General features: G+C 68.4%; 18 protein-coding genes. 12 read left to right on the forward strand and 6 right to left on the reverse strand.

Translation table 11 applies throughout. The features are described from left to right. Nucleotides 1-19 precede the first annotated feature (19 nt). Together VMT65_RS06275 and VMT65_RS06280 are read left to right on the forward strand one after the other, a co-directional pair. Complete coding sequence (locus tag VMT65_RS06275) at nt 20-1,006, forward strand: AraC family transcriptional regulator ligand-binding domain-containing protein (protein ID WP_326306951.1); 987 nt, start codon at nt 20-22, stop codon at nt 1,004-1,006. A 207-nt stretch (nt 1,007-1,213) separates the two neighbouring features. Further along, entirely contained in the window at nt 1,214-2,887 is a 1,674-nt protein-coding gene (locus VMT65_RS06280; protein ID WP_326306952.1) for a BTAD domain-containing putative transcriptional regulator, read from the forward strand. 21 nt (nt 2,888-2,908) lie between these two features. Here the strand turns inward: VMT65_RS06280 and VMT65_RS06285 are convergent, their stop codons facing one another. The 4 genes from VMT65_RS06285 to VMT65_RS06300 all read right to left on the reverse strand — a co-directional run bounded on the left by VMT65_RS06285 (nt 2,909) and on the right by VMT65_RS06300 (nt 6,890). Further along, on the reverse strand, nt 2,909-3,889 hold the full coding sequence (locus VMT65_RS06285; protein ID WP_326306953.1) for a hypothetical protein: 981 nt from the start codon (nt 3,887-3,889) through the stop codon (nt 2,909-2,911). Nucleotides 3,890-3,942: 53 nt separating this feature from the next. Next, nucleotides 3,943-4,728, reverse strand: a complete 786-nt coding sequence (locus tag VMT65_RS06290; protein ID WP_326306954.1) for a bestrophin-like domain — start codon at nt 4,726-4,728, stop codon at nt 3,943-3,945. Between the two features lie 81 nt (nt 4,729-4,809). Beyond that, entirely contained in the window at nt 4,810-5,955 is a 1,146-nt protein-coding gene (locus tag VMT65_RS06295; protein WP_326306955.1) for a hypothetical protein, read from the reverse strand. Then, a complete protein-coding gene (locus tag VMT65_RS06300) occupies nt 5,955-6,890 on the reverse strand; it encodes a metal-dependent hydrolase (protein ID WP_326306956.1) in 936 nt (311 codons plus the stop codon). The genes VMT65_RS06295 and VMT65_RS06300 overlap by 1 nt, the downstream gene beginning before the upstream one ends. A 141-nt stretch (nt 6,891-7,031) precedes the next feature. Here VMT65_RS06300 and VMT65_RS06305 point away from each other — a divergent pair, with 141 nt between their 5' ends. From VMT65_RS06305 to VMT65_RS06330, 6 genes are all read left to right on the forward strand, one after another. Next, complete coding sequence (locus VMT65_RS06305) at nt 7,032-7,667, forward strand: TetR/AcrR family transcriptional regulator (protein WP_326306957.1); 636 nt, start codon at nt 7,032-7,034, stop codon at nt 7,665-7,667. A gap of 41 nt (nt 7,668-7,708) precedes the next feature. Next, complete coding sequence (locus VMT65_RS06310) at nt 7,709-8,956, forward strand: glycosyltransferase 87 family protein (RefSeq protein ID WP_326307464.1); 1,248 nt, start codon at nt 7,709-7,711, stop codon at nt 8,954-8,956. Nucleotides 8,957-8,981: 25 nt separating this feature from the next. Beyond that, the gene (locus tag VMT65_RS06315; protein WP_326306959.1) at nt 8,982-9,311 is read left to right on the forward strand and encodes a helix-turn-helix domain-containing protein; all 330 of its coding nucleotides are present in this window, start codon (nt 8,982-8,984) and stop codon (nt 9,309-9,311) included. A 514-nt stretch (nt 9,312-9,825) separates the two neighbouring features. After that, nucleotides 9,826-10,167, forward strand: a complete 342-nt coding sequence (locus VMT65_RS06320) for a nitroreductase/quinone reductase family protein (RefSeq protein WP_326306960.1) — start codon at nt 9,826-9,828, stop codon at nt 10,165-10,167. 90 nt (nt 10,168-10,257) lie between these two features. After that, nucleotides 10,258-10,797, forward strand: a complete 540-nt coding sequence (locus VMT65_RS06325) for a TIGR00730 family Rossman fold protein (RefSeq protein WP_326306961.1) — start codon at nt 10,258-10,260, stop codon at nt 10,795-10,797. Nucleotides 10,798-10,879: 82 nt separating this feature from the next. Further along, nucleotides 10,880-11,215, forward strand: a complete 336-nt coding sequence (locus tag VMT65_RS06330) for a hypothetical protein (RefSeq protein WP_326306962.1) — start codon at nt 10,880-10,882, stop codon at nt 11,213-11,215. 2 nt (nt 11,216-11,217) lie between these two features. Here VMT65_RS06330 and VMT65_RS06335 read toward each other — a convergent pair whose 3' ends face one another. Further along, nucleotides 11,218-11,811: a hypothetical protein gene (locus tag VMT65_RS06335; RefSeq protein WP_326306963.1), complete on the reverse strand. Its 594-nt coding sequence runs from the start codon at nt 11,809-11,811 to the stop codon at nt 11,218-11,220. A gap of 146 nt (nt 11,812-11,957) precedes the next feature. Between VMT65_RS06335 and VMT65_RS06340 the strand changes: the two genes are divergently transcribed. The 4 genes from VMT65_RS06340 to VMT65_RS06355 all read left to right on the forward strand — a co-directional run bounded on the left by VMT65_RS06340 (nt 11,958) and on the right by VMT65_RS06355 (nt 15,547). Further along, entirely contained in the window at nt 11,958-12,740 is a 783-nt protein-coding gene (locus VMT65_RS06340; protein ID WP_326306964.1) for an MBL fold metallo-hydrolase, read from the forward strand. A gap of 58 nt (nt 12,741-12,798) precedes the next feature. Then, nucleotides 12,799-13,179 (forward strand): cyclophilin-like fold protein, encoded by a 381-nt coding sequence (locus tag VMT65_RS06345; RefSeq protein WP_326306965.1) that lies wholly within the window; start codon nt 12,799-12,801, stop codon nt 13,177-13,179. A 161-nt stretch (nt 13,180-13,340) separates the two neighbouring features. Further along, nucleotides 13,341-14,468 carry an alpha/beta hydrolase gene (locus VMT65_RS06350; protein ID WP_326306966.1) on the forward strand — a complete coding sequence of 376 codons (1,128 nt, stop codon included), beginning with the start codon at nt 13,341-13,343 and terminating at the stop codon, nt 14,466-14,468. A gap of 122 nt (nt 14,469-14,590) precedes the next feature. Beyond that, nucleotides 14,591-15,547, forward strand: a complete 957-nt coding sequence (locus VMT65_RS06355) for a ketopantoate reductase family protein (protein ID WP_326306967.1) — start codon at nt 14,591-14,593, stop codon at nt 15,545-15,547. Here the strand turns inward: VMT65_RS06355 and VMT65_RS06360 are convergent. Beyond that, nucleotides 15,513-19,163, reverse strand: a complete 3,651-nt coding sequence (locus VMT65_RS06360; protein ID WP_326306969.1) for an arabinosyltransferase domain-containing protein — start codon at nt 19,161-19,163, stop codon at nt 15,513-15,515. The genes VMT65_RS06355 and VMT65_RS06360 overlap by 35 nt on opposite strands. Between the last annotated feature and the right edge of the window lie 11 nt (nt 19,164-19,174).

Genomic DNA, 19,174 nt, shown 5'->3' on the forward strand with positions numbered 1-19,174 from the left:
CGGCTCACAAGCTGAGTAGGTGTCAGAAGCCACCGACAATGTGTTGCTACCCCAGTCCGCGCTGCGTCATGCGGTGGGGGCGGGGCTCGAACCCGGGCTGCTCGCACGCGAATCGGGTCTGCCCCGCTGGTCGCTGAGCGGAACCGAGGAATACCGGGTGCCCAGTTCCGGGTACCTGCGCACCTGGGAGGTCATCGAGCACGGTCTGGGTGATCCGGACGCGGCCAGCCGAATCGCCGATCAGTACGTCCTCGGCCAGGTGGGCCTGTACGACTACCTGTTCTCCACCGCACCGACATTCGGCGAGGGGCTCGCCCAGTGCGGTCCGTATCTCGGCGCGATCACCACGAACTTCTTCTTCGAGCCCGGGCTCGAGACCGAGGAGGAGGTCACCTGGGAAGTCACCATGATCAATGGCGACGGCCGCGGCCGAGAACTCGCCATGCAGTGGGGACTCGCGGCGATCGTCCAGCGCGGCCGACTGGTGACCACCGCGCCGGTGAGCCCTTCGCGCATCACCTTCTGCCAGTCCGCACCGCGCAGCCACGCCCGCATGACCGAGACCTTCGGCACCCAGGCCATCGAATTCGGCGCGCCGGTGGACACCATCACCTTCCGCAAGGCCGACCTGGAGACGCCGCTGCACACCGCGGACCCACGCCTGGCGGCCATCCTGCGGGACTACGCGACCGCCACCCAACCCGTCGCGCCGCAACGCGCCTCGCTGTGGACCGATCACCTCGCCGCCACCATTTCCGCCGCCCTGGACGACAATTCGGCCACCGTGGACCGGGTGGCGGCCCGCATGTTCATGAGTCGCCGCTCCCTGCAGCGCCGGCTCGCCGAGCACGGGACCACCTGGCGCGCCGAACTCGATCAGGTGCGGCGGGAGCGCTATCAGCGCTCGACGGTCAATGGTCCACTGGCGCGCCAGGATCAGACCGTCCTGCTCGGCTACAAGGATCAACGCTCGGCCCGCCGCGCGGTGCGGCGTTGGAACACCTGAACGCTCACCCCTGACATGTACGCGCCAAAGTTGGCACGTTTTTGTCTTGCGGCTGGCACATTCCGCCCTTCCTGGCCCGCCGGAAATCCCGTGAGACTTGCGGTACGGGGAATCGGATCGAGTGGGTTGAGTTCGAGCGAGGGTCATGTGGGACAGGTAGGACTGCTTGGGGGAGCGGTGATTTCGGTAGACGGTACGGTGCGACGGGTGGGCGGACCGCGGGTGCGCACGCTGCTGGCGTTGCTCGCGCTCGAGCCAGGCCGGGTGATCAGCTGTGACGCGTTGATCTGCGGGATCTGGGGTGAGGCCCGGCCCGCCGATCCGGCCAACGCGCTGCAGACCTTGGTGAAGCGGGTGCGCGCGCTGCTGCCGCCCGAGGCGGCCGTGGAATCGGCGGCCGGTGGCTACCGGCTGCGAATCGCGGCCGACGCCATCGATATTCATCGATTCGCGCGCCTGGTCGAGGAGGGCGTCGGTGCGCCCGCGCAGCGCGCGGCCGGAGCACTGGATGCCGCGCTCGAGCTGTGGCGCGGCGAGCCGTTCGCCGATCTGGTCGAGAACGCCGACCTGTATTGGCACGCCGACCGTTTGAATCAGCTGCGGCTCGACGCGGTCGAGGCCCGGGCCGACGCGTACCTCGCGCTGGGACGCGGCCGCGAGGTGATCGAGTCCCTGGTTCGGGAGTTGCGCGCCGAGCCGTTGCGGGAATCGCTGGCGGTCACGTTGATTCGCGCGTTCACCGCGACCGGCCAAGCGGCCCGGGCCCGGGAGGTCTTCGACGTCACCCGCGATCAGCTGCGCACCGAGCTCGGCGTGGCTCCCTCGCCGGAACTCGTGGCCGCGGTAGAGCACATCGGCAGTGGTACAACGGTTGTCGTGCCCGCCCTGCCCGTTCGGCTCACCAGTCTGATCGGCCGCGAGCCGGACCTGAAGCGGCTCGGTGAGATGCTGTCCGACACGCGGCTGGTGACGCTCACCGGTCCCGGCGGCGTCGGCAAGACCAGTCTCGCCCTGGAGGCCGCGACCCGCGCGGCCGGTCGCTGGCGTGGCGGTTGCCGATTCATGGAGCTCGCGGCGGTGTCCGATGCCGTCGGCGCGGTCGAGCTCATCCGCGCCGAACTCGGCCTGTCGACCGGCCCGGAATCGGTGCACGCCTGCCCCATTCACCGTCCGGTCCCGGCCGATACGGAACTCCTGCTCGTCCTGGACAACTGCGAACACGTCCTCGAGATCGCCGGGCTGCTGGCGGATCTGCTCGCCCGATGCCCGAACCTCACCGTCCTGGCCACCAGTCGCGAGCCCTTGGGCATGCACGGCGAAACCCTGTTCCCGGTCGCCCCGCTGGCCGCGCCCGCGCCCGGTGCGGCACCCGCCGAGGCGCTGGGATCGGCCGCGGTGCACCTGTTCCTGGACCGTGCCCGCTCGGTCCGCCCCGGGTTCACGGTGACCGGCGAGAACTACGAGACCATTGCCGCCATCTGCCGTCGCCTGGACGGTATTCCATTGGCCCTGGAACTGGCCGCCGCCCGGATCCACACCCTCACGCCCGCCCAGATTCTGACCCGTCTCGACGACCGCTTCCGGCTGTTGGCGGGCAATCGGGCCGCCGCCGCCCGGCATCGCTCGCTGTACACGGCCATCGAATGGAGCTGGGAATCGCTGCGGGAACCGGAACGTCGCATGGCACAGCGGCTGTGGCTGTTCCCCGAGGGCGCCACGCTGGAAGCCCTCGAGGAGGTCTGCCCGGGCGATGCCGTCGGGCCGCTCAGTCGACTCGTCAGCAAGTCGCTGATCGAATTCGACGGCCGCCGCTATCGCATGCTCGAGACGATTCACGCCTTCGTCGGCTCCACCCTCAGTTCGGAACGTCGGGTGGCATAGGGCGGGTGCGGCGGCACCGGCTCAGCGCGGGGCCCGGCCGGGTCGGGAAGGGGTTGGGGCGGCGAGGATCACGGTCAGAATCAGGACGGTGATCAGTTCGAGGGTGTCCCACGGGAGGGGAGAGGCGGGATCGGCGTCCGCGGGGATGGGGGAGATCGCGGTGGGGAGCGGTTGCGGGGAGACCGGAGCCGCAGGGGCGGAGACCGGGAGCAGTTGCGGTGCCGCGGGTGTGGCGGCGGTCGGGGACGGGATGATGAGGGGGATTCCGGGAGTGGGTGGAGCGACAGGGGCGGCCAGCAGGCACAGCAGCAGTGCGCTGCCGGTGAGCGCGCTGCCCACGGCCGCGCTGCCGATGCCGGGGCCGGTCAGGGCCGAGCCCGCGGCGCCGAAATAGGCGAGCGCGGCCGAACCGGTGGTGGCCGTTGCCGCCGAGCCGAGCAGGGCGGGCAACGCCGAGCCGGTCATGGCGGAACCGACCGTGGCGAGCAGGGCGGTCGCCGCGAAACCGGTCATCGCCGATCCGGCCGACCCGAGCAGGGCCGCGGCGGCCGAGCCGGTCGCCGCGGGCGCCGCCGACCCCAGCAGGGCGGGCGTGACCGAGCCCAATCCCCAACCGGCGGAACCCGGAACGAGCACCGCGGGCCCGAGCAGGGTGCTGCCCGTGACCGCGCCGAGCGCGAGCGCGAGGCCGCCCGTCGCGGCCGCGCCGCCGCACGCGGCCAGCAGGACGCCGTCGTCGAGGCCGAGTGCGATCGGGCGGTCGGCGATCGGATCGGCCGTGGGGTCGAGAGTCGAGGCGGCGCTACCGGTCTCGGGGAGGAGCAGAGCGCCGGTGGCCGGGCCCACCGCGAGCGGGATGGCCGCGGCGGCGCTGCCGGTGGCGGTGTCCCGCGCGGCGGCGCTGCCGGTCGCGATCTCGCCGAGGAACGGATCCGGGATCGCCGGGTCGGCATGCGACCTGCCACCGGAGAGCACCGCGGTGCCCAGGAAAACGGTCGCCACTACCAAACCCGCTGCCGCGCCGCGCATTCGAGGAACGCGACACCGAAGCGGCCTCATTCGGTGCTGCTGCCCAGGGTGCCGGGCAGGTCCCGGCATTGGGATCGGGCGTAGACGAACGCGTCGTCGGAGACTCCGACCACGCTGGCGTACGGGCGCTCCATCTCGTGCAGGGCCAACAGCGCCGATCCGACCACGATGCCGAGCAATGCCGTCATCACGGCGCTGCGCCGGGTGAACACGATGCCCGACAGCACCGGATTGAGCAGTACCAGCACCGCACCGAAACACACTGCGACGTAGAGGAATACGGGGATGTCGCGATCCTGGTCGAGGGCCCGGTCATGACGTGCGTGGGCGACCTGATCCAGGCCCGTCAGCGCCCGCGACCGCGCGTCGGTGACCACCGAATCCGGCGACCGCAGCGATACCACGGTGTCGCGCAGCGTGCGGAGCGTGCCGTCGGCGGTGTCGCTGAGGCGGCCCTGATCCCGCATCAGCGGCCACTCCGAGTCGATCACCTGGCCGACGTAGTCGCGCAGCAGGGCTTGCACCCGCTGCCGCTCCGCCGCCGGCATGACCTCGGTGGCCCGGTAGGCGTCTAGTAGGCCCTTGGACTCGGTGACGGTGTGGTCGTGGGCGCTCTGGTGTTGCTGCCAGCAAATCACGAAGACGAAGGCGACGACCGCCGTGAAGAAGGTCTTGGCCAGGTCCAGGGGCAGCGTGCCCGAGGACTCGTCGCTGACTCGCCGCCAGGATTTCGGGCGCAGCCGATCCCCGACCAGGAAGATCACCACCGCGATCAGCGCGGCACCGCAGGCAACCAACAACTCTCGGGCCATCTGGCTCCGTTCTCGGTCGAGGCGGATCGGACTGCGTGTCAGAGGAAAAATCTATAGCAAATCATCGGCAAATATTGGACCTCAGCTCGGCACGGCGTGCGGACTAGGTTTGGTCGGTTGGCGTGCGGACCGGGGCAGGGTGAGAACGCTTGCGGCGCAGAGGATCGCGAGGGCGAAGCAGGCGAGGGTGTACCAGGGGTTGCCGATGGGGTCGCCGTTGTGGGTGCGGCCGTCGGTCGCGTCGAGGAAATCGGGCAGGGCGGTGAGCCACAGGACCGCCATGACGACCAGGTAGACCACGCTGTAGGCGCGGACGAAGTCGTTCGTGTAGATCGCCTCCGAGGGGCCCTCCCGGCGCAGGCTCACCCAGCGTCGGTACAGGGTCGGGATCGCGACGAGGGTCACGGCGACCAGTTCGAGGGCGTAGAGGGTGCCGCGAACCGTGGTGCTGCCCGCGCCGAACACGGTGGCCGGCAGCGGGAGGATGAAGGTTCCCAGCGAAGCCAGCAGTCCGATAACGATTGTGCGCCACACCAATTGCAGACCGGAGAACCGATCGCCGCGATCCTCGTGACGGCCCACGAACCGGTACACGCAGAACGCCAACGACATCGGCCACAGCGCCGCGAACACCACCACGCTCGGCAGCGGCACCGAATCGAACATGGGCTGGTTGAGCGAGTTCGAGGTCGACCACTCCCACCAGCGCAGCTGCGGGCCGATCTGATCGAAGATCTCGTAGAAGGCGTGATGGACGAATCCGACGCAGGCCGCGCCGATCACCGCGCCGTGGGTTCGGAAAACGCCCAGCATGCGGACGATTTCGTAGGCGAGGGTGGCCATGAACGGGTAGATCGCCACGATATAGAGCGGCAGTCGGCCCCAGAGGAAGTCCACCGTGAACACATTGTGGGCGAACATCGTGTCCACATGCCCCGAAATCCCGAATGCCGCAGGGAAATACAGGGGCGGCTCGATGATGAACAGGTACGCGGTCGCGCCGAACCACAGCACCAGATTCGTCGGATCGCCCTGACGGCGCAGCCGGACGATGGCCAGCACGAGGGCGAGCACCGATCCGACAATCACGGTCGTCTCCAGTACCGGAAGCGTCCAATTCTCCAGTGCGAAGGGGTTTCTCACCTCGATCAGCCCGCCCGCGCTGTCGCACGAGAACCCCAGCGAGTGGGCCAGCTGGTCGAAGGTGGGTGCGCAATGCTCGGCCATCAGTTCGCCTCCGCCTCGGCCGATGCCGCCGTGTACCAACGGGTTACGTCGTAGCCTTCTTGATAGCGCTTGAACCACACGTCCGCCAACGCGGGAGTCTGCTCGTGCGCGGGATTGTGTTTCGGCAACTGGCTGCGAATGATTCCGCGCAGCGCGATGAGCTGTTCGCCCAGCGGCAGGGTGTCGAAGGCGCGCGGTCCGGGACCGTTGTCGGGCAGTGCGAAGCGCGGCAGCACCTTGCCCAGGCGCTGCTGATAGCGGTAGGTCGCGAACATCGACAGCGCGTCGATCTTCCGATCCTCCAGTGGCACATGCTTGTTGAACCCCGAGCAGGCAATGCGCACCATGCGCAGCACATGCCGGAAGATCGACGGCGCGACGCGCATCCGGTACAGATCGCTGCCGACGAGCGAGTCGAAGATGATCAGCGCCGAGCTGCGGTGCTCGACCTCCTCGACGAAATGCCAGATGAACAGCGACGCGACCCGATCGTCGCCGGGGCGGAACAGCGTCGCCTCGTTGTCGAGCATGAGTTTGAAGACCGAGGTGAAGGTGGCCTCCAGATCGGCGGTGTAGGCCAGGCGGTACTTCAGCGGGGTGTTCGCGGTGAGCTTGTCGAACTCGCCGACCACCTCGTCGAGGGTCTCCTGCAAGCCCGGGTAGGCGCGGATCAGGCCCCGCACGTGCTGGCGGTGCGCGGTCGAATGCTGGCCCTCCTGCCGCATGAAGGCGTCGGCCTCCTCGGCCACCTCCGGATCGGTGAACATCGGCTTGGCCTGCGTGATCATCTGCACGATCATCTTCTCGAATCCGATGGCCAGGAACGAGACCGCGTTGGCCATGCTCGAGAAGGCCGGGTTCTCGGGATTCCAGAGGAACGGCACGTCGTGTTGTTCGAACGCGAAAGTCAGCTTCCGCACGATCAAATCCGTCATTTCGGAGATACCTCGTCTTCGTGAGGGTAGGTCCGGTGAACATACAAACATACATCGGTGCGTTCAAGTGTATGATTTGAAAGCCCTGCTCAGTGGGCCTGCCATACCGGTTGACACGCCGGTGCGTGTTACGGTCGGGCCGTGGCACGAAGGCGCGGGTGGGGCGGGAGTCCGCCGGAGAACGATGAGGAGGCGAGCCGTCGAATCGTCGCCGCCGCAGTCGAATTGATCGCGCGCACCGGCGCGGAGATCAGCATCGCCGATGTCGCGGAATCGCTGGGGGTCATTCGGCAGACCGTCTACCGGTACTTTCCGAGCGCCGACGCGCTCATGCGGGCCTCGGCCATCGCCTCGGTGGACGGGTTCCTGGATCGGCTGGCCGCGCGGGTGCGCGGGCTCACCGATCCGGTCGAGGCCATGACCGAGGGCGTGGTCTATACGCTCGCCGAGGTGCGCCGGACGCCGCATCTGGGATTGCTGCTCGCGGCCACCTCCTCCAATGCCGATCCGGCCGGAATCACCTCCGAGGAGGCGCAGGCGTTCGGCATCACCATGATCAAACGGTTCGACGTGGACTGGCGGCATTACGGCTACGACGACGAATCCCTGCGTGAGCTGGTCGAATTCCTGCTGCGGACCATGCAGTCGTTCTTCATCTCGCCGGGGAGCCCGCCGCGCGGCGAGGACGAACTGCGCAGATATCTACGGCGCTGGATGGGGTCGGCCATCATCGCGCAGGCGAGCGCCGTGACCGGCGTGCCACAGCGCGGGGCGTGATCGCGGGGAGTCGATGGCTAGGCTCATCTGCCGTGCCCGACATGCGGTCTTTGCAGATTCCTCGCTCCCGTGCAACGGTTTTCGCTCTGAGCCTGAGCGCGGTGGTGGCGGTGACCTTGGTGTTCACCACGGTCGACCCCTGGCTGAAGAAGGCCGGGATCCTCGCGGGCGGGCTGGATGTGCACATCTACCGCGAGGGTGCCTGGCGGTTGCTGCACGGGCATTCGCTGTACGCGGACGAGACCGTCGGCGGGCTGCTGTACACCTACACGCCGTTCTCGGCCATCGTGTTCATGCCGGGTCTGGTCGTACCCGCGGCCTGGATCACCGATGCGTTCCTCCTCGTGAACCTGGGTGTGCTGTACGCCTGCGTGCTGATGAGTTGGCGGCTGCTCGGGTATCGGCTGACCCCGCGGCTCGCTAGTGTGGCCGCGCTGCTTGCCCTCACCTGCGTCTTTCTCGAGCCGGTGCGCACCACGCTGTTCTACGGGCAGATCAATCTGGTGCTGATGCTGTTGGTGCTCTGGGATTTCTCGCGCCCGGCCGGGTCTCGGCTGCGGGGGATCGGGGTCGGGGTGGCGGCCGGGGTGAAGCTGGTGCCCGCGTTCTTCGTCGTGCAGTATCTGGCGCTGCGGCAATGGCGTTCGGCGGTGACGGCGACCGCGGCGCTGGCGGCGACGGTCGCGCTGGCGTGGCTGGTTTCGCCGAGTGATTCGCGGCAGTACTGGTTCTCGACCTTCTTTCATTCCGAGCGCATCGCGCCGGACACCGAACCGGCCAACCAGTCGATTCGCGGTGTGCTCGCGCATCTCAGCGGGGGTGGGTCGCCGGTCTGGCTGTGGCTGCTGCTCGCGGGCATGGTCGCGGGCGCGGGTGTCGCGATCGCCGTGGCGCTGTACCGGTGCGGTGAGCGGCTGCTGTCGGTGACGCTGACCGGCATGACGGCGTGCGCGGTCTCGCCGTTCTCGTGGGGACACCACTGGGTCTGGTTCGTCCCACTGCTCGTGCACCTGGTGCATCGGGCGCAGACCCGACCCGGGTGGTGGATCGCGGCAGCGTTGCTGGTCATCGCGACCGGTGCCTGGACCTACCAGTGGACCCCCGATTTCGCCTCGGTCGGCGTCTTCGTCCTACCCAAGCCCTGGCACACCGAGCCCATCCTCGAGAACGCTCATGTCCTCGTGTTCTTCCTGGCGCTGGGCTACGGCCTGGACGTGATCCGAAGGGCGGACCGAGGTCTGGATCACACCGCGCCCACGACTAGTCTGCTGAACGGTAGCTGTAGGTAGTTTTCGAGGGCTTGGAGAAACGCGCGTGTCTTCGGATGAGCTGAAACTTCCCCTGCCCTCCCTCGGCGACTACGTCGAGTTCCACCGCAAACGCCTGGGGCTGACCCGCGAGGCACTCGGCCAGCGAGCCTTCCTCTCCGCCCGCACCATTCAGAAACTCGAGCGCGGCGAGCAGATCGGCCTGAGCCGCCCCACCCAGGAATCCCTCGGCCGCGCGCTGGGTCTCACCACCGCCGACGAATTCCGCCACCTCGACGACCTCACCCGGGTCCACCTCCCGCGCCGGGCCGCGAACACCTTCACCGCTGTGGTCCGCCCGTATTCGGGTCCGGTCCAGTGCGTTGACCCTATTTAGGGTCAGTCGGTCAGCTTGTCCGCAGCTATCAAGTCCGCTTTACTCATTCACGGCCGGGCGCAAGTCTTGCGGGAACCGCCCTGGCCTGCGGATGTGTAGGTCTCCCTTCGTATTTCAGCGTACCGACACCCCACCGGGGTCGGGTCGTCGTGCGGGTTGCGGCAACCACACAGTGTGATCCGCGCGGTGCCGTGGAGGGGACGGCATCGCCGGGACATCCGTCCAGTCTTTGGCTACGAATAGAGGATCAGCACCGGTGCGGATTTTGGATCGAACCGACTGGTGAGTCATTGAAATTCGTATAGTCACGAAGGAGGACAGGCACATGATTCCGCACTTCATCGGTGACGTCATCGCCATCGTGAACGGCGTTCTCGGGATGCTGCTCGTTCCGTAGCATCGCCAGGCCCGGGGCGGGAGCGCCGCCCCGGTGCCAGGGCAACGCCATCCGGACCGGTCGGATCGCTGGCTGTGGTTTCGAGTGTTACCGTGCCCACCGAACCAAGGAGGGTACATGGCACTGAAAAACGTTGTGGCACAGATCAACGGCGCGATCGTGGCGCTGACCGAACTGCCGGTGATCGGTCCGATCATGGGGCGCGGGTTCGTCGTCATCACCTACACGGGTCGTCGCTCGGGGAAGACCTTCAGCACCCCGGTCAACTACCGACGCAAGGGCGACGAGATTCTCATCGGTGTCGCCATGCCCGACAAGAAGAGCTGGTGGCGCAATTTCCAGGGCGAGGGCGCGCCGATCTCCTTGCGCCTCAATGGCGTCGACCGCACCGGGCACGCGGTCACCGACCGCGACAACGGCCGGGTCACCGTGCGGGTCAAGCTCGACGATGTCGCCTGAGTTCCACACCGTCGCCTGAGTTCCACACCGTCGCCTGAGATCCATACGGTCGCCTCGGGCCCGCGTGAGTCGCGTCAATACAGTGGCCGCATGGACATCTGTGTGTTTCTGTCGGCGGCCGACCTCGACGAGCGCTACACCGGGCCCGCGCGCGAATTCGCGGAGCTGCTCGGCAAGGGCGGGCACACGCTGGTGTGGGGCGGGTCGGACGTGGGGCTGATGAAGGTGGTCGCCGACGGGGTGCAGGAGTCCGGTGGTCGGCTGCTGGGGGTGTCGGTGGAATTCCTGCGCGCCAAGGCTCGGGTGAACGCCGACGAGATGGTCATCGCCGCCGACCTGGCCGAGCGCAAGGCCAAGCTGCTGGGGCTGGCCGACGCGATCGTCATCATGGTCGGCGGCACCGGGACCCTCGACGAGGCCACCGAGATCCTCGAGATGAAAAAGCATGGGCTGCACCGCAAACCGGTGGTGTTGTTGAACACCGCCGGTTTCTACGACGGCCTGCTGACCCAGTTCGAGCGCATGGAGGCCGAAGGCTTCCTGCCCGTGCCGCTCGCGGAGCTGGTCTATTTCGCCGACAATCCGGCCCACGCGCTCGAGTACCTCGAGAGCGTGGTGGGAAAGCCCTGATCGGCGGCGGATTCGCATTGCCAGCCGGGCGGGTCCGTGCCAGCCTGGAGGGCAGCGGGAACGCGCGTCGAGGGAGGCAGTTGTGAGATCCCAGACAGGACTCGAGGAGCGATCGGCGCTGCGCGTGACCGTCGATTTCGCCGATCCGGCGCACCGCTCGCTCGGCATCGGCTGGTCCCTGGACGCGGACGCGGACAAGCGATTCGAATCCGCCCGCATCTTCCTGGTCGCCCTGCGCGACGAGCCCACCCGAACCTACCTCGGCCTGGTCGACTGGCAGGACCGCACCTCGATCCAACTCCCGGAAGCCCTGCCGTCGGGCACCTACGCCATCGACATCGACGCCTACGGCAGCGCCAGCTGGGGCGACGGCCGCCTCGACGCCCGCGGCCGCAGCGCCACCTTCACCGTCGACTGAGATCACCGCACCGCATCGACCGGCCCCATCAGATCGGCCACCCGCAACAGCTGCGCGGCGTACAACGGAACCTGATTCGGATCCCGAATCTTGTCGTAAGTCCTTACATAGGTGAGCAATTCGTTTCCGACCAGACTCCACTGCGGCACCGCTCCGGCGATGTGGGCCTGAACGAGCCCGGGGGACACCATGACTTTGGCGTGCCCCGCGTCGAACGCGTCGATGCGGAAGCGGGAATCGAACAGGACATTGCCCGTCGCCGTCGGCGCGTCACCGAACAGCGCCCGTCCGAACTGGGACATCAGGCCGCGCTGGTGGACCGCCAGCCATGGGTGTGCGCGGTCCATCTGGACCACTACCACGATGTAGTGATACCTGGTGGTGGTCTCGGAATCGCCTGAGCCGGACCGCGTCACGTACGAATACTCGGTGACCGTCACCCAGCGCCCGCCCAGGCGCGCGGTCAGACTGACCCCGAGCGACCGTCGGTGCCGTCCGGGCACTCGGCTCAGCCATCGCACGCGTGGGGTCACCTGGAACACCGGAAACACGATCACGGCGATCAAGAAAATGATCGGAAACGCGAACCCTCCCACCGGGGCTCCCTTCTGTCGGTTGCCGACAGCTTTCGTAAACGACCTTCCAGTTCGCTTAACGGATGTTTGGGGCGCGGTCGTAACCGGTCTGCTTAGCTGTCGGGTAGGGGAGACGGGTCCCCGGCTCGATTCGAAAGCGGCTCTTCATGAAGGTTCACCACCTGAATTGCGGCACGCTGCGGCTGCCGTTCGCGACCCTGGTCTGTCATGTGCTGGTCGTCGAGACGGGCGAGGGGTTGGTGCTCGTCGATGCCGGGTTCGGGATGCGCGATATCGCTGATCCCGCGACCCGGCTCGGGGTGCCGCGTTATTTCAACCGGCCCGCGCTCGATCCGGCGGAGACCGCGGTGAACCAGATTCGTGAGCTCGGGCTGGATCCCGGCGATGTGCGCCATGTGATCGCCACCCATCTCGATTCCGACCACATCGGCGGCCTGGCCGACTTTCCCGATGCCACACTGCATCTCACCGCGGCCGAGGCGCTGGGCGCGATGCGCCCCCCGACGCGCGCCGAGCGTTATCGGTTCAATCCGCTGCTGTGGGCGCATGTTCCGAAGATCGTCGAGTATCGGGCCGAGGGGGAGAGTTGGCGCGGATTCACCGCCCAGGAGCTCACCGATATCAGCCCGGGGATCGTCCTGGTCCCGATGCCCGGGCATACCCGCGGCCACACCGCCGTCGCCGTGGACGCCGGTGACCGCTGGGTGCTGCACGCCGGGGACGCCTTCATGCATCCGGGGCGGGTCGACGGCCGGACCCCGGTTCCGCTGTTGCACAGCGTCATGGAGAACATGCTGGCCCACGACCGCGCCCTGGTGCGCGACAACCATGCCCGGCTGGCGCATCTCTACCAATCGAGCGGCCCGGATCTGCTGATCGTCTGCGGCCACGACCGGGGCATGTTCGAGCATGCCGTCGTCACCGCGTGATTCGATATATTTCAACAACTTGTTGAATATGGTGGCCGGGTCTTGTTGAATGTGACCCGTGACCAACCCGACCCGGATTCGCATCACCTGGCCCGCCAACCAGCTGACCGCCACCCTCGAAGACACCCCCACCACCCGGGCCCTGGTCGCCGCGCTGCCGATCTCGTCCAGCGCCAACACCTGGGGCGAGGAGGTCTACTTCGACACCGGCGTGAGCGTGCCGCGCGAACTGGACGCCCGCCAGATCGTGGATCCGGGCACGGTCGCCTTCTGGACCGACGGCGACTCCCTCGCCCTCCCCTACGGACCCACCCCGATCTCCCACGGCGACGAATGCCGCCTGGCCAGCGCCTGCAATGTGCTCGGCGCGTTCGACGGCGACGCGCGCCTGCTCGCCACCGTCCGCCCGGGCGACCCCATTCGCGTCGAACTGGCCTGATCTCGCGCTAGCCGCCTGGGCCGCAACCCCATTCGATAAGACCCCCGCATCCGCACCCGTTATGCTGCGGGACGAACCGCCGCGCCGGGAACAGGGGAGCGGGGGAGGATCGAGGGGAGCGGCCGGGTTCTCGGCCGCGCAACGGAAGGGCAAAACAGGATATGCGGGGAGGATGGGCCAAGCGGGGCCTGCTGGGCGCCGCGGTGGCCGCGATGCTGCCGTTCGGGGTGGTAGCCGGTCCGGCTGCGGCGGATACGAATCCGAACGCCTTCGACTTCTATGTGGATTCGTCCATGGGGTCGGTGAAGACGCGAATCGTGCGGGCGGCGGATGGAAATACCGACCGGGTGGTGTACCTGCTCGACGGTGAACGCGCGCAGAACGATTACAACGGCTGGGAGATCCACACCAGCATTCCGGCCGCACTGGCCAAGTTCAATATCAATGTGGTGATGCCGGTCGGCGGCGAATCCAGCTTCTATCAGGACTGGGACGCGCCGAGCAGCTTCGGCGGCGTCAATCCGGACGCCAATCTGTTCCCCAGCCGGGATTCCGGTTCGGCGGTCGCGGGCTGGGACGAGACCTCGGGCAAGTCCTACACCTACCAGTGGGAGACGTTCCTCACCCAGAATCTGCGCGACGCACTGCGAGATCGCCTGGGCTTCAGCGACTCTCGCAATGGCGTCTTCGGACTGTCCAGCGGCGGCAGCGCGTCCCTGCTGCTGGCCGCCTACCACCCGGACCAGTTCACCTACGCCGGTTCGCTCTCGGGCTACCTCTACATGTCCGCACCGGGCATGCGTGACGCGCTGCGTCTGGCCCTGCTGGCGGCGGGCGGCTACAACATCGATTCGATGGCCCCGGCGGGCAGCGCCAAGTGGGCGCGCATGGACCCGTACGGCTTCGTGGACAAGCTGATCGCCAACAACACCCGCATGTACATCTCCGCGGGCAGCGCGGTCCCGGCCCAACAGGACCTGTCCTCCGCCGACGCCGTCATCCAGGGCATGCCCCTGGAAGGCATTGCCCTGGCCAACACCAAGGCCTTCCAGTCGAAACTGCAAGCCCTGGGCTACGACAACGTCAGCTACGACTTCCCGAGCATCGGCGTCCACAACTGGGGCAACTGGGAACAGGTCGCCAACCGCATGCTCCCCGACATCGCCCAGCACATCGGCAAGCCCCTCCCCCCGGGCGCACAACCCCAACCCCCGGCCGACGGCCCGGGCGGCGCACCGGGCGAACAACCGGCCGGAGCCCCGGCCCCCGGTGGCGCTCCGCAGAACTGACGGTCGCTGAAGCGAAAGATCCGCCGCCCACCGGCATTCCGGTGGGCGGCGGTTCTTTTTGTCTGCCGTGGAGGTGACCATCGGCCCTTGGCGCGGTTTCGGCGGGATGGTGGCATGGGGGAATGCGAAGGCCGAGAAGTGGGCCGGGGGAACGGATCCTGGTGGCGGGGGCCGGAGTGATCGGGCGCGTTTACGCGGCGCGACTCGCGGCGGCGGGGAACGAGATCGAGGTACTGGCGCGGGGAGCGACTCTGCGCGAGCTCGCCGAGCGGCCTATCACCCTCCGTAGCGGTGGCCGATCATTACGGCAGCCGGTAGCGGTAGTGGATGTTCCCGAAGGCGGCTATGACACCGTGCTGCTGGCGGTGCGGCGGGATCAAATCGATTCTGCGGCGGGGTGTTTGGAAGCTGTCGACTGCGATCGGGTGGTCACGCTCGGCAACTGCCCGCTCGGCGTGGCCGAGTTGCGGGCGCGGCTCGGTGATCGGGTGATCGCCGGATTTCCCGGTGTCGGCGGCCGTTTCGATGCCGACGGGGTCGTCGAGTACGTGCCGATCCGCCAGCAGCCGACGACGCTGGAACGACGTGGGGGACGGGAGTCCGGTGCGGTAATGGCCCTGCGCCGCAGCGGATTCGAGGTACGAACCAGTGGCCGCATGCAGGACTGGCTGGCCACCCACGCGGTGTTCGTGGTCGCCATGTGCGAGGCATTGGATCGCGTCGACTATTCGGCACCCGGGCTGGCCGATGACCCTGCCGTGCTGTCCGCGCTGGTGGACGCGGTACGCAGCGGTTTCCGGGGCTTGCGCGCGCGAGGCACGGTGGTGACACCGGCGGCCTTGGCCTTCCTGTTCACCAGAACGCCGACCGGTTTCGCGGCGGCGTACTGGAGTCGCCTGCTGCGTGGTCCGGTCGGAACGGTGGCGCTCGCGCCGCATGCCCGTGCGGCCCGGGATACCGAGATCGCCGCACTGCGCGCCGATGTGGCGCGGCTACTGCCGCTCGGATCGGCTCCCGGGCTGGACTCGTTTCTGCGGGTGGGCGCTAGCGATCCTGGGTCGGGTCCGCCTCGGCCTTGATGGGTTGGTCGTTCACCCATCCCCATCGATCCTCCACGCGCACACCGACGGTGGCGGCGGGGGCGTCGACATAGGGGGTGAGGCGCTGGAGTTCGCCCCAGTCTCGGGTCCAGTCGTGGTTCAGGTAGGCCGGGATGGGTTGGGACTTCAGGAGGAGGTTGGTCCAGCCGATGGGGCCGCCGCCCGAGTCGCCCTGCCAGGTTTCGGAGACCTGAGAGTTGAGTTTGTCGGGGAGGATTCGCCAGCTCGGGAGCTGGGCTACGCCGTCGCGGTGGTCGAGGGGGTGCTGGCAGGGGAAGGCCAGGCCGACGTGGAAGTCGGTAAGGACGGGGGTGTCGTGGCCGACGACCGAATCCAGAGTGGACAGGTGGGGTAGGCGGGGTGGGGTGAGGGCCAGCCACTGCTTGCCGGTGGGGTCGTCAGTGTTCGCTACCAGGCGAATGGCATTGGTGCCGTTCGGGATTCGATCCAAGGGGATCGGGAGGTTGCGCCAGCCGGGTGCGCCGCCGACGGTCGGCGGGGTCAGGTCGCCGAGGGGTTGGATCGCGCCGTCGTCGGCTCGGTGGGCGAATTCCAGGCGGAGTTGCGCGCCTTCGGTCTTGTGGTCGCCGTCTTGGGCGGCGATGTGTCCGGCGACCGTCAGGACCAGGATGTGGTAGCTGGAATCCTGCTGTGTCGCAGCGAGATCCATCGTGTACCACTGGGTGGTCAGATGGGCGGGCTGGGGTTGGCCGGTGGTGTAGCTGCCCAGGATCGGGGTGCGTTTGGGGTTCAGGCCGTACGGGAGGGCGACGGTGCTGCCGTTGATTCCGGGCTCGGCCTTGGGCTTGTCGGCGGGGCCGCCACCGGGTGGGGGAGTTGGCTTTTGGCCGCCGCCGCCGGGGCCCGCGCCCTCGGGGGCGAGGTCGCCGACGCCATTGGCGGTGAAGCCGCTGTTGTCGGCGGCGAGTCCGTCGGCGGGGATGCCGGTGTAGGGCTGGAGGAGGGAATCCTCGGGCTTGGCTTCCACCAGGACGTCGTCGGCCATGGCGCAGGGATGCCCCTGCAGCGCACGGAGATTGGACCGCGCGACCGAGTACGCCGGGTACTGCGACCAGGCCGCCGAGGCCATGGTGCCCAGCTCGAACAACACCACGACCGCCGCGGCCACCGTCAGCGGACGGATGGCGATTCGGTCGAAAGGCAGGGCGGCCGAGGCCTTCCGGCGGTACGGCTCCCGGTAGTACTGCCAGGCCGCGACGAGCAGGCACAGCGCACCCAGGCCGAAGATCAGCGAGGCGATGCTCATTCCGCCCAGGACTGGCGCGCGATCGGGCCAGCGGACACCGTAGCCCGAGACGTACCACCAGCCATTGGATCCGGTGCAGCAGAACGCCACCAGGAACAGCGCCGCGGCCGCGAACAGGGAGCGCAGGTAGCGAACTCGAATACCGTTGCCGCCCACCGCGACCGCCGTCACCGCCGCAAGTGCGGCCGCCAATCCGGCGTAGACGCCGAAATGATGGGTCCACTTGGTCGGTGTGAAGGCCATGAGCAGCGGTGACAAGGCGGCGATGCCGAGCACCCGGGCCACCGGGCCGCGTGCGGTATCCGGAATCCGGCCGCCCTTGCGCAGCAGCACGGCGAAACACACGCCCAGGCACAGCAGCATGGCCAGGACGCCGAAACGACGCGACAGCGAGCCGTCGGGGGTCAGCGACAAGAGGGAGATCCAGCGGGTGGGCTCATCCGGCCAGGACAGATTGGGGCCGACGAGCTTTCGCACCCGCGTGGCCTCCAGCACCGAGGCGAAGGTCTGGTCCGCGAAGACGACCGTGAGCACCAGCGTGCCCGCCGTCAGCACCGGCGCGATCCGCGCGAGATAGCCCAGCACGCGCCCGGATTCGGTGCGGACCTGGGTGACGAGAATCGCCAGCACCCGCCGCGAACCGGCGAAAAGCGCCGCCAGGCAGATCAATCCGGAGGGTCCGGCGGCCAGCGAGAACGCCGCGATCAGCACCGCGACGGCGGCGGGCAGCAGGCGTCGGGTGGCAATGGCGCGTTCGATGGAACACCAGGTCAGCAGTGCGCCCAGGGCGATGAGGGGTTCGGGTCGCAGGCCGTTGTTGTAGGGCAGCCACATGGCCAGGAACACCAGGGCGGCCGTCCAGCGCGCCCCGGCCCCGGTGCGCACGCGGGAACCCAAGCGCGGGAGCACTTCCCGGCTGATCACCCACCAGCACAGGATGCCCGCCAGCAGCGCGGGCACCCGCATCCACAGGCTCGCGTCGGTGAGTCGGGTCATCTGCGCGAGCAGCTCGTAGGGCCACCCGAAGGGCGCTTCGGCCACGCCGTACCAGCGGTAGTAGTTGGCGGTGTATCCGGCGGCCTTGGATGCCCGTGCCATGGTGAGGATGTAGCCGTCGTCGGAGGTGTTGGCCCCGATCACATGCCACACGCCGAGCACGATCAGCACGACCGCGTCGATGGGGGTGAGCCGCCACCAGCGCGCGGGCAGGAACCGACGTCGGCGTCGGCCGTCGGCCGCGTCGAGGAAGTACAGGCAGACCAGGGCGATGAGAGTGCACAACGCGGCACCCGCCATGGCGGCCAGCTTCAGCGCGCTCGGACTCGAGGAGAACCGCGAGTCGATGTCGGCGTGCAGGGTGGCGTCGCTGAGCCGCGTGCGGTCGAGATCGGTGTAGACGCCGACGATCTGGGGTCGCACGTCCTTGTCGATCGTGGTCCGCAGCGGGGTGCCGTCCGGGCGCTTCAGACCTGTCAGCTCGGCCGTGGTGGCGGTGGCGGTCGAATGCACCACGAGGGCACCGCAACCCGTGCGCGGCGCGCTGGCGGGCGTCGAACCGGCACCCGCACCCGGGCCGATCGCCGTGCTCGCATCGGGATCGCCGCTATTGGCGGGCGGTGGCGGGGCATCGGCCGGAGGAGTGCTACCGGGCGGAGGTGTCGAGCCCGGCGGGGGAGTGGCTCCCGGCGGCGGTGTGGCCCCGGGAGGAGGCGTTGCGCCCGCTGGCGGGGTCGCGGCTCCCTCAGGCGATTTCGCGCCCGCGGGCGGGGTGGCACCGGGTGGAGGCGTTGCGCCCGCGGGTGGGGCAGCGCCGCTCGGCGGAGGTGTCGGTCCGGCGGAGGGGGTCGCCCCGGCCGGGGCGGGGGTTGGGCTCGGTGCCGGGGTGGAAGTCGGTGTGAGGCTCGAGGGTGAGGTGATGGCCGGATCGGAAGCCGTTCCGACGCCGGTCATTTCGAAGACCGAGGCGGTCAGCAGGGGGATGCTGCGCAGGGTGACCGACAGCGTGCGCCCGGAGCCTGGCCTGTCCTCGATCTTCGCGATCAGCCCCTTGGCGTCCGCGCCGGGGGCCTGCGCCGGAATGGTCGAGAGCACGGTGCCGCTCGGCACGTCCCGCAGTACCACGCACGGCACGCTCAGATCCAGCGACAGCGGCACGTAATCGACCAGCGGCGCGGTCATCTGGACCGTCTGCGCCTGCGGCCAATCGATACTCGCCCGATCCTGCCGCACCGGCAACAACGGTGTGAGCACCGCCAGGACAACACCGAGCACCCCCGCGATGAGGGCGATCAGTCGAATTCGGAAATCTCCCCCGGAAACTGAACGCACGAACGCCGATG

Origin of the sequence: Nocardia sp. CDC153, from assembly GCF_035818515.1 — a bacterium.
Lineage (GTDB): Bacteria > Actinomycetota > Actinomycetes > Mycobacteriales > Mycobacteriaceae > Nocardia.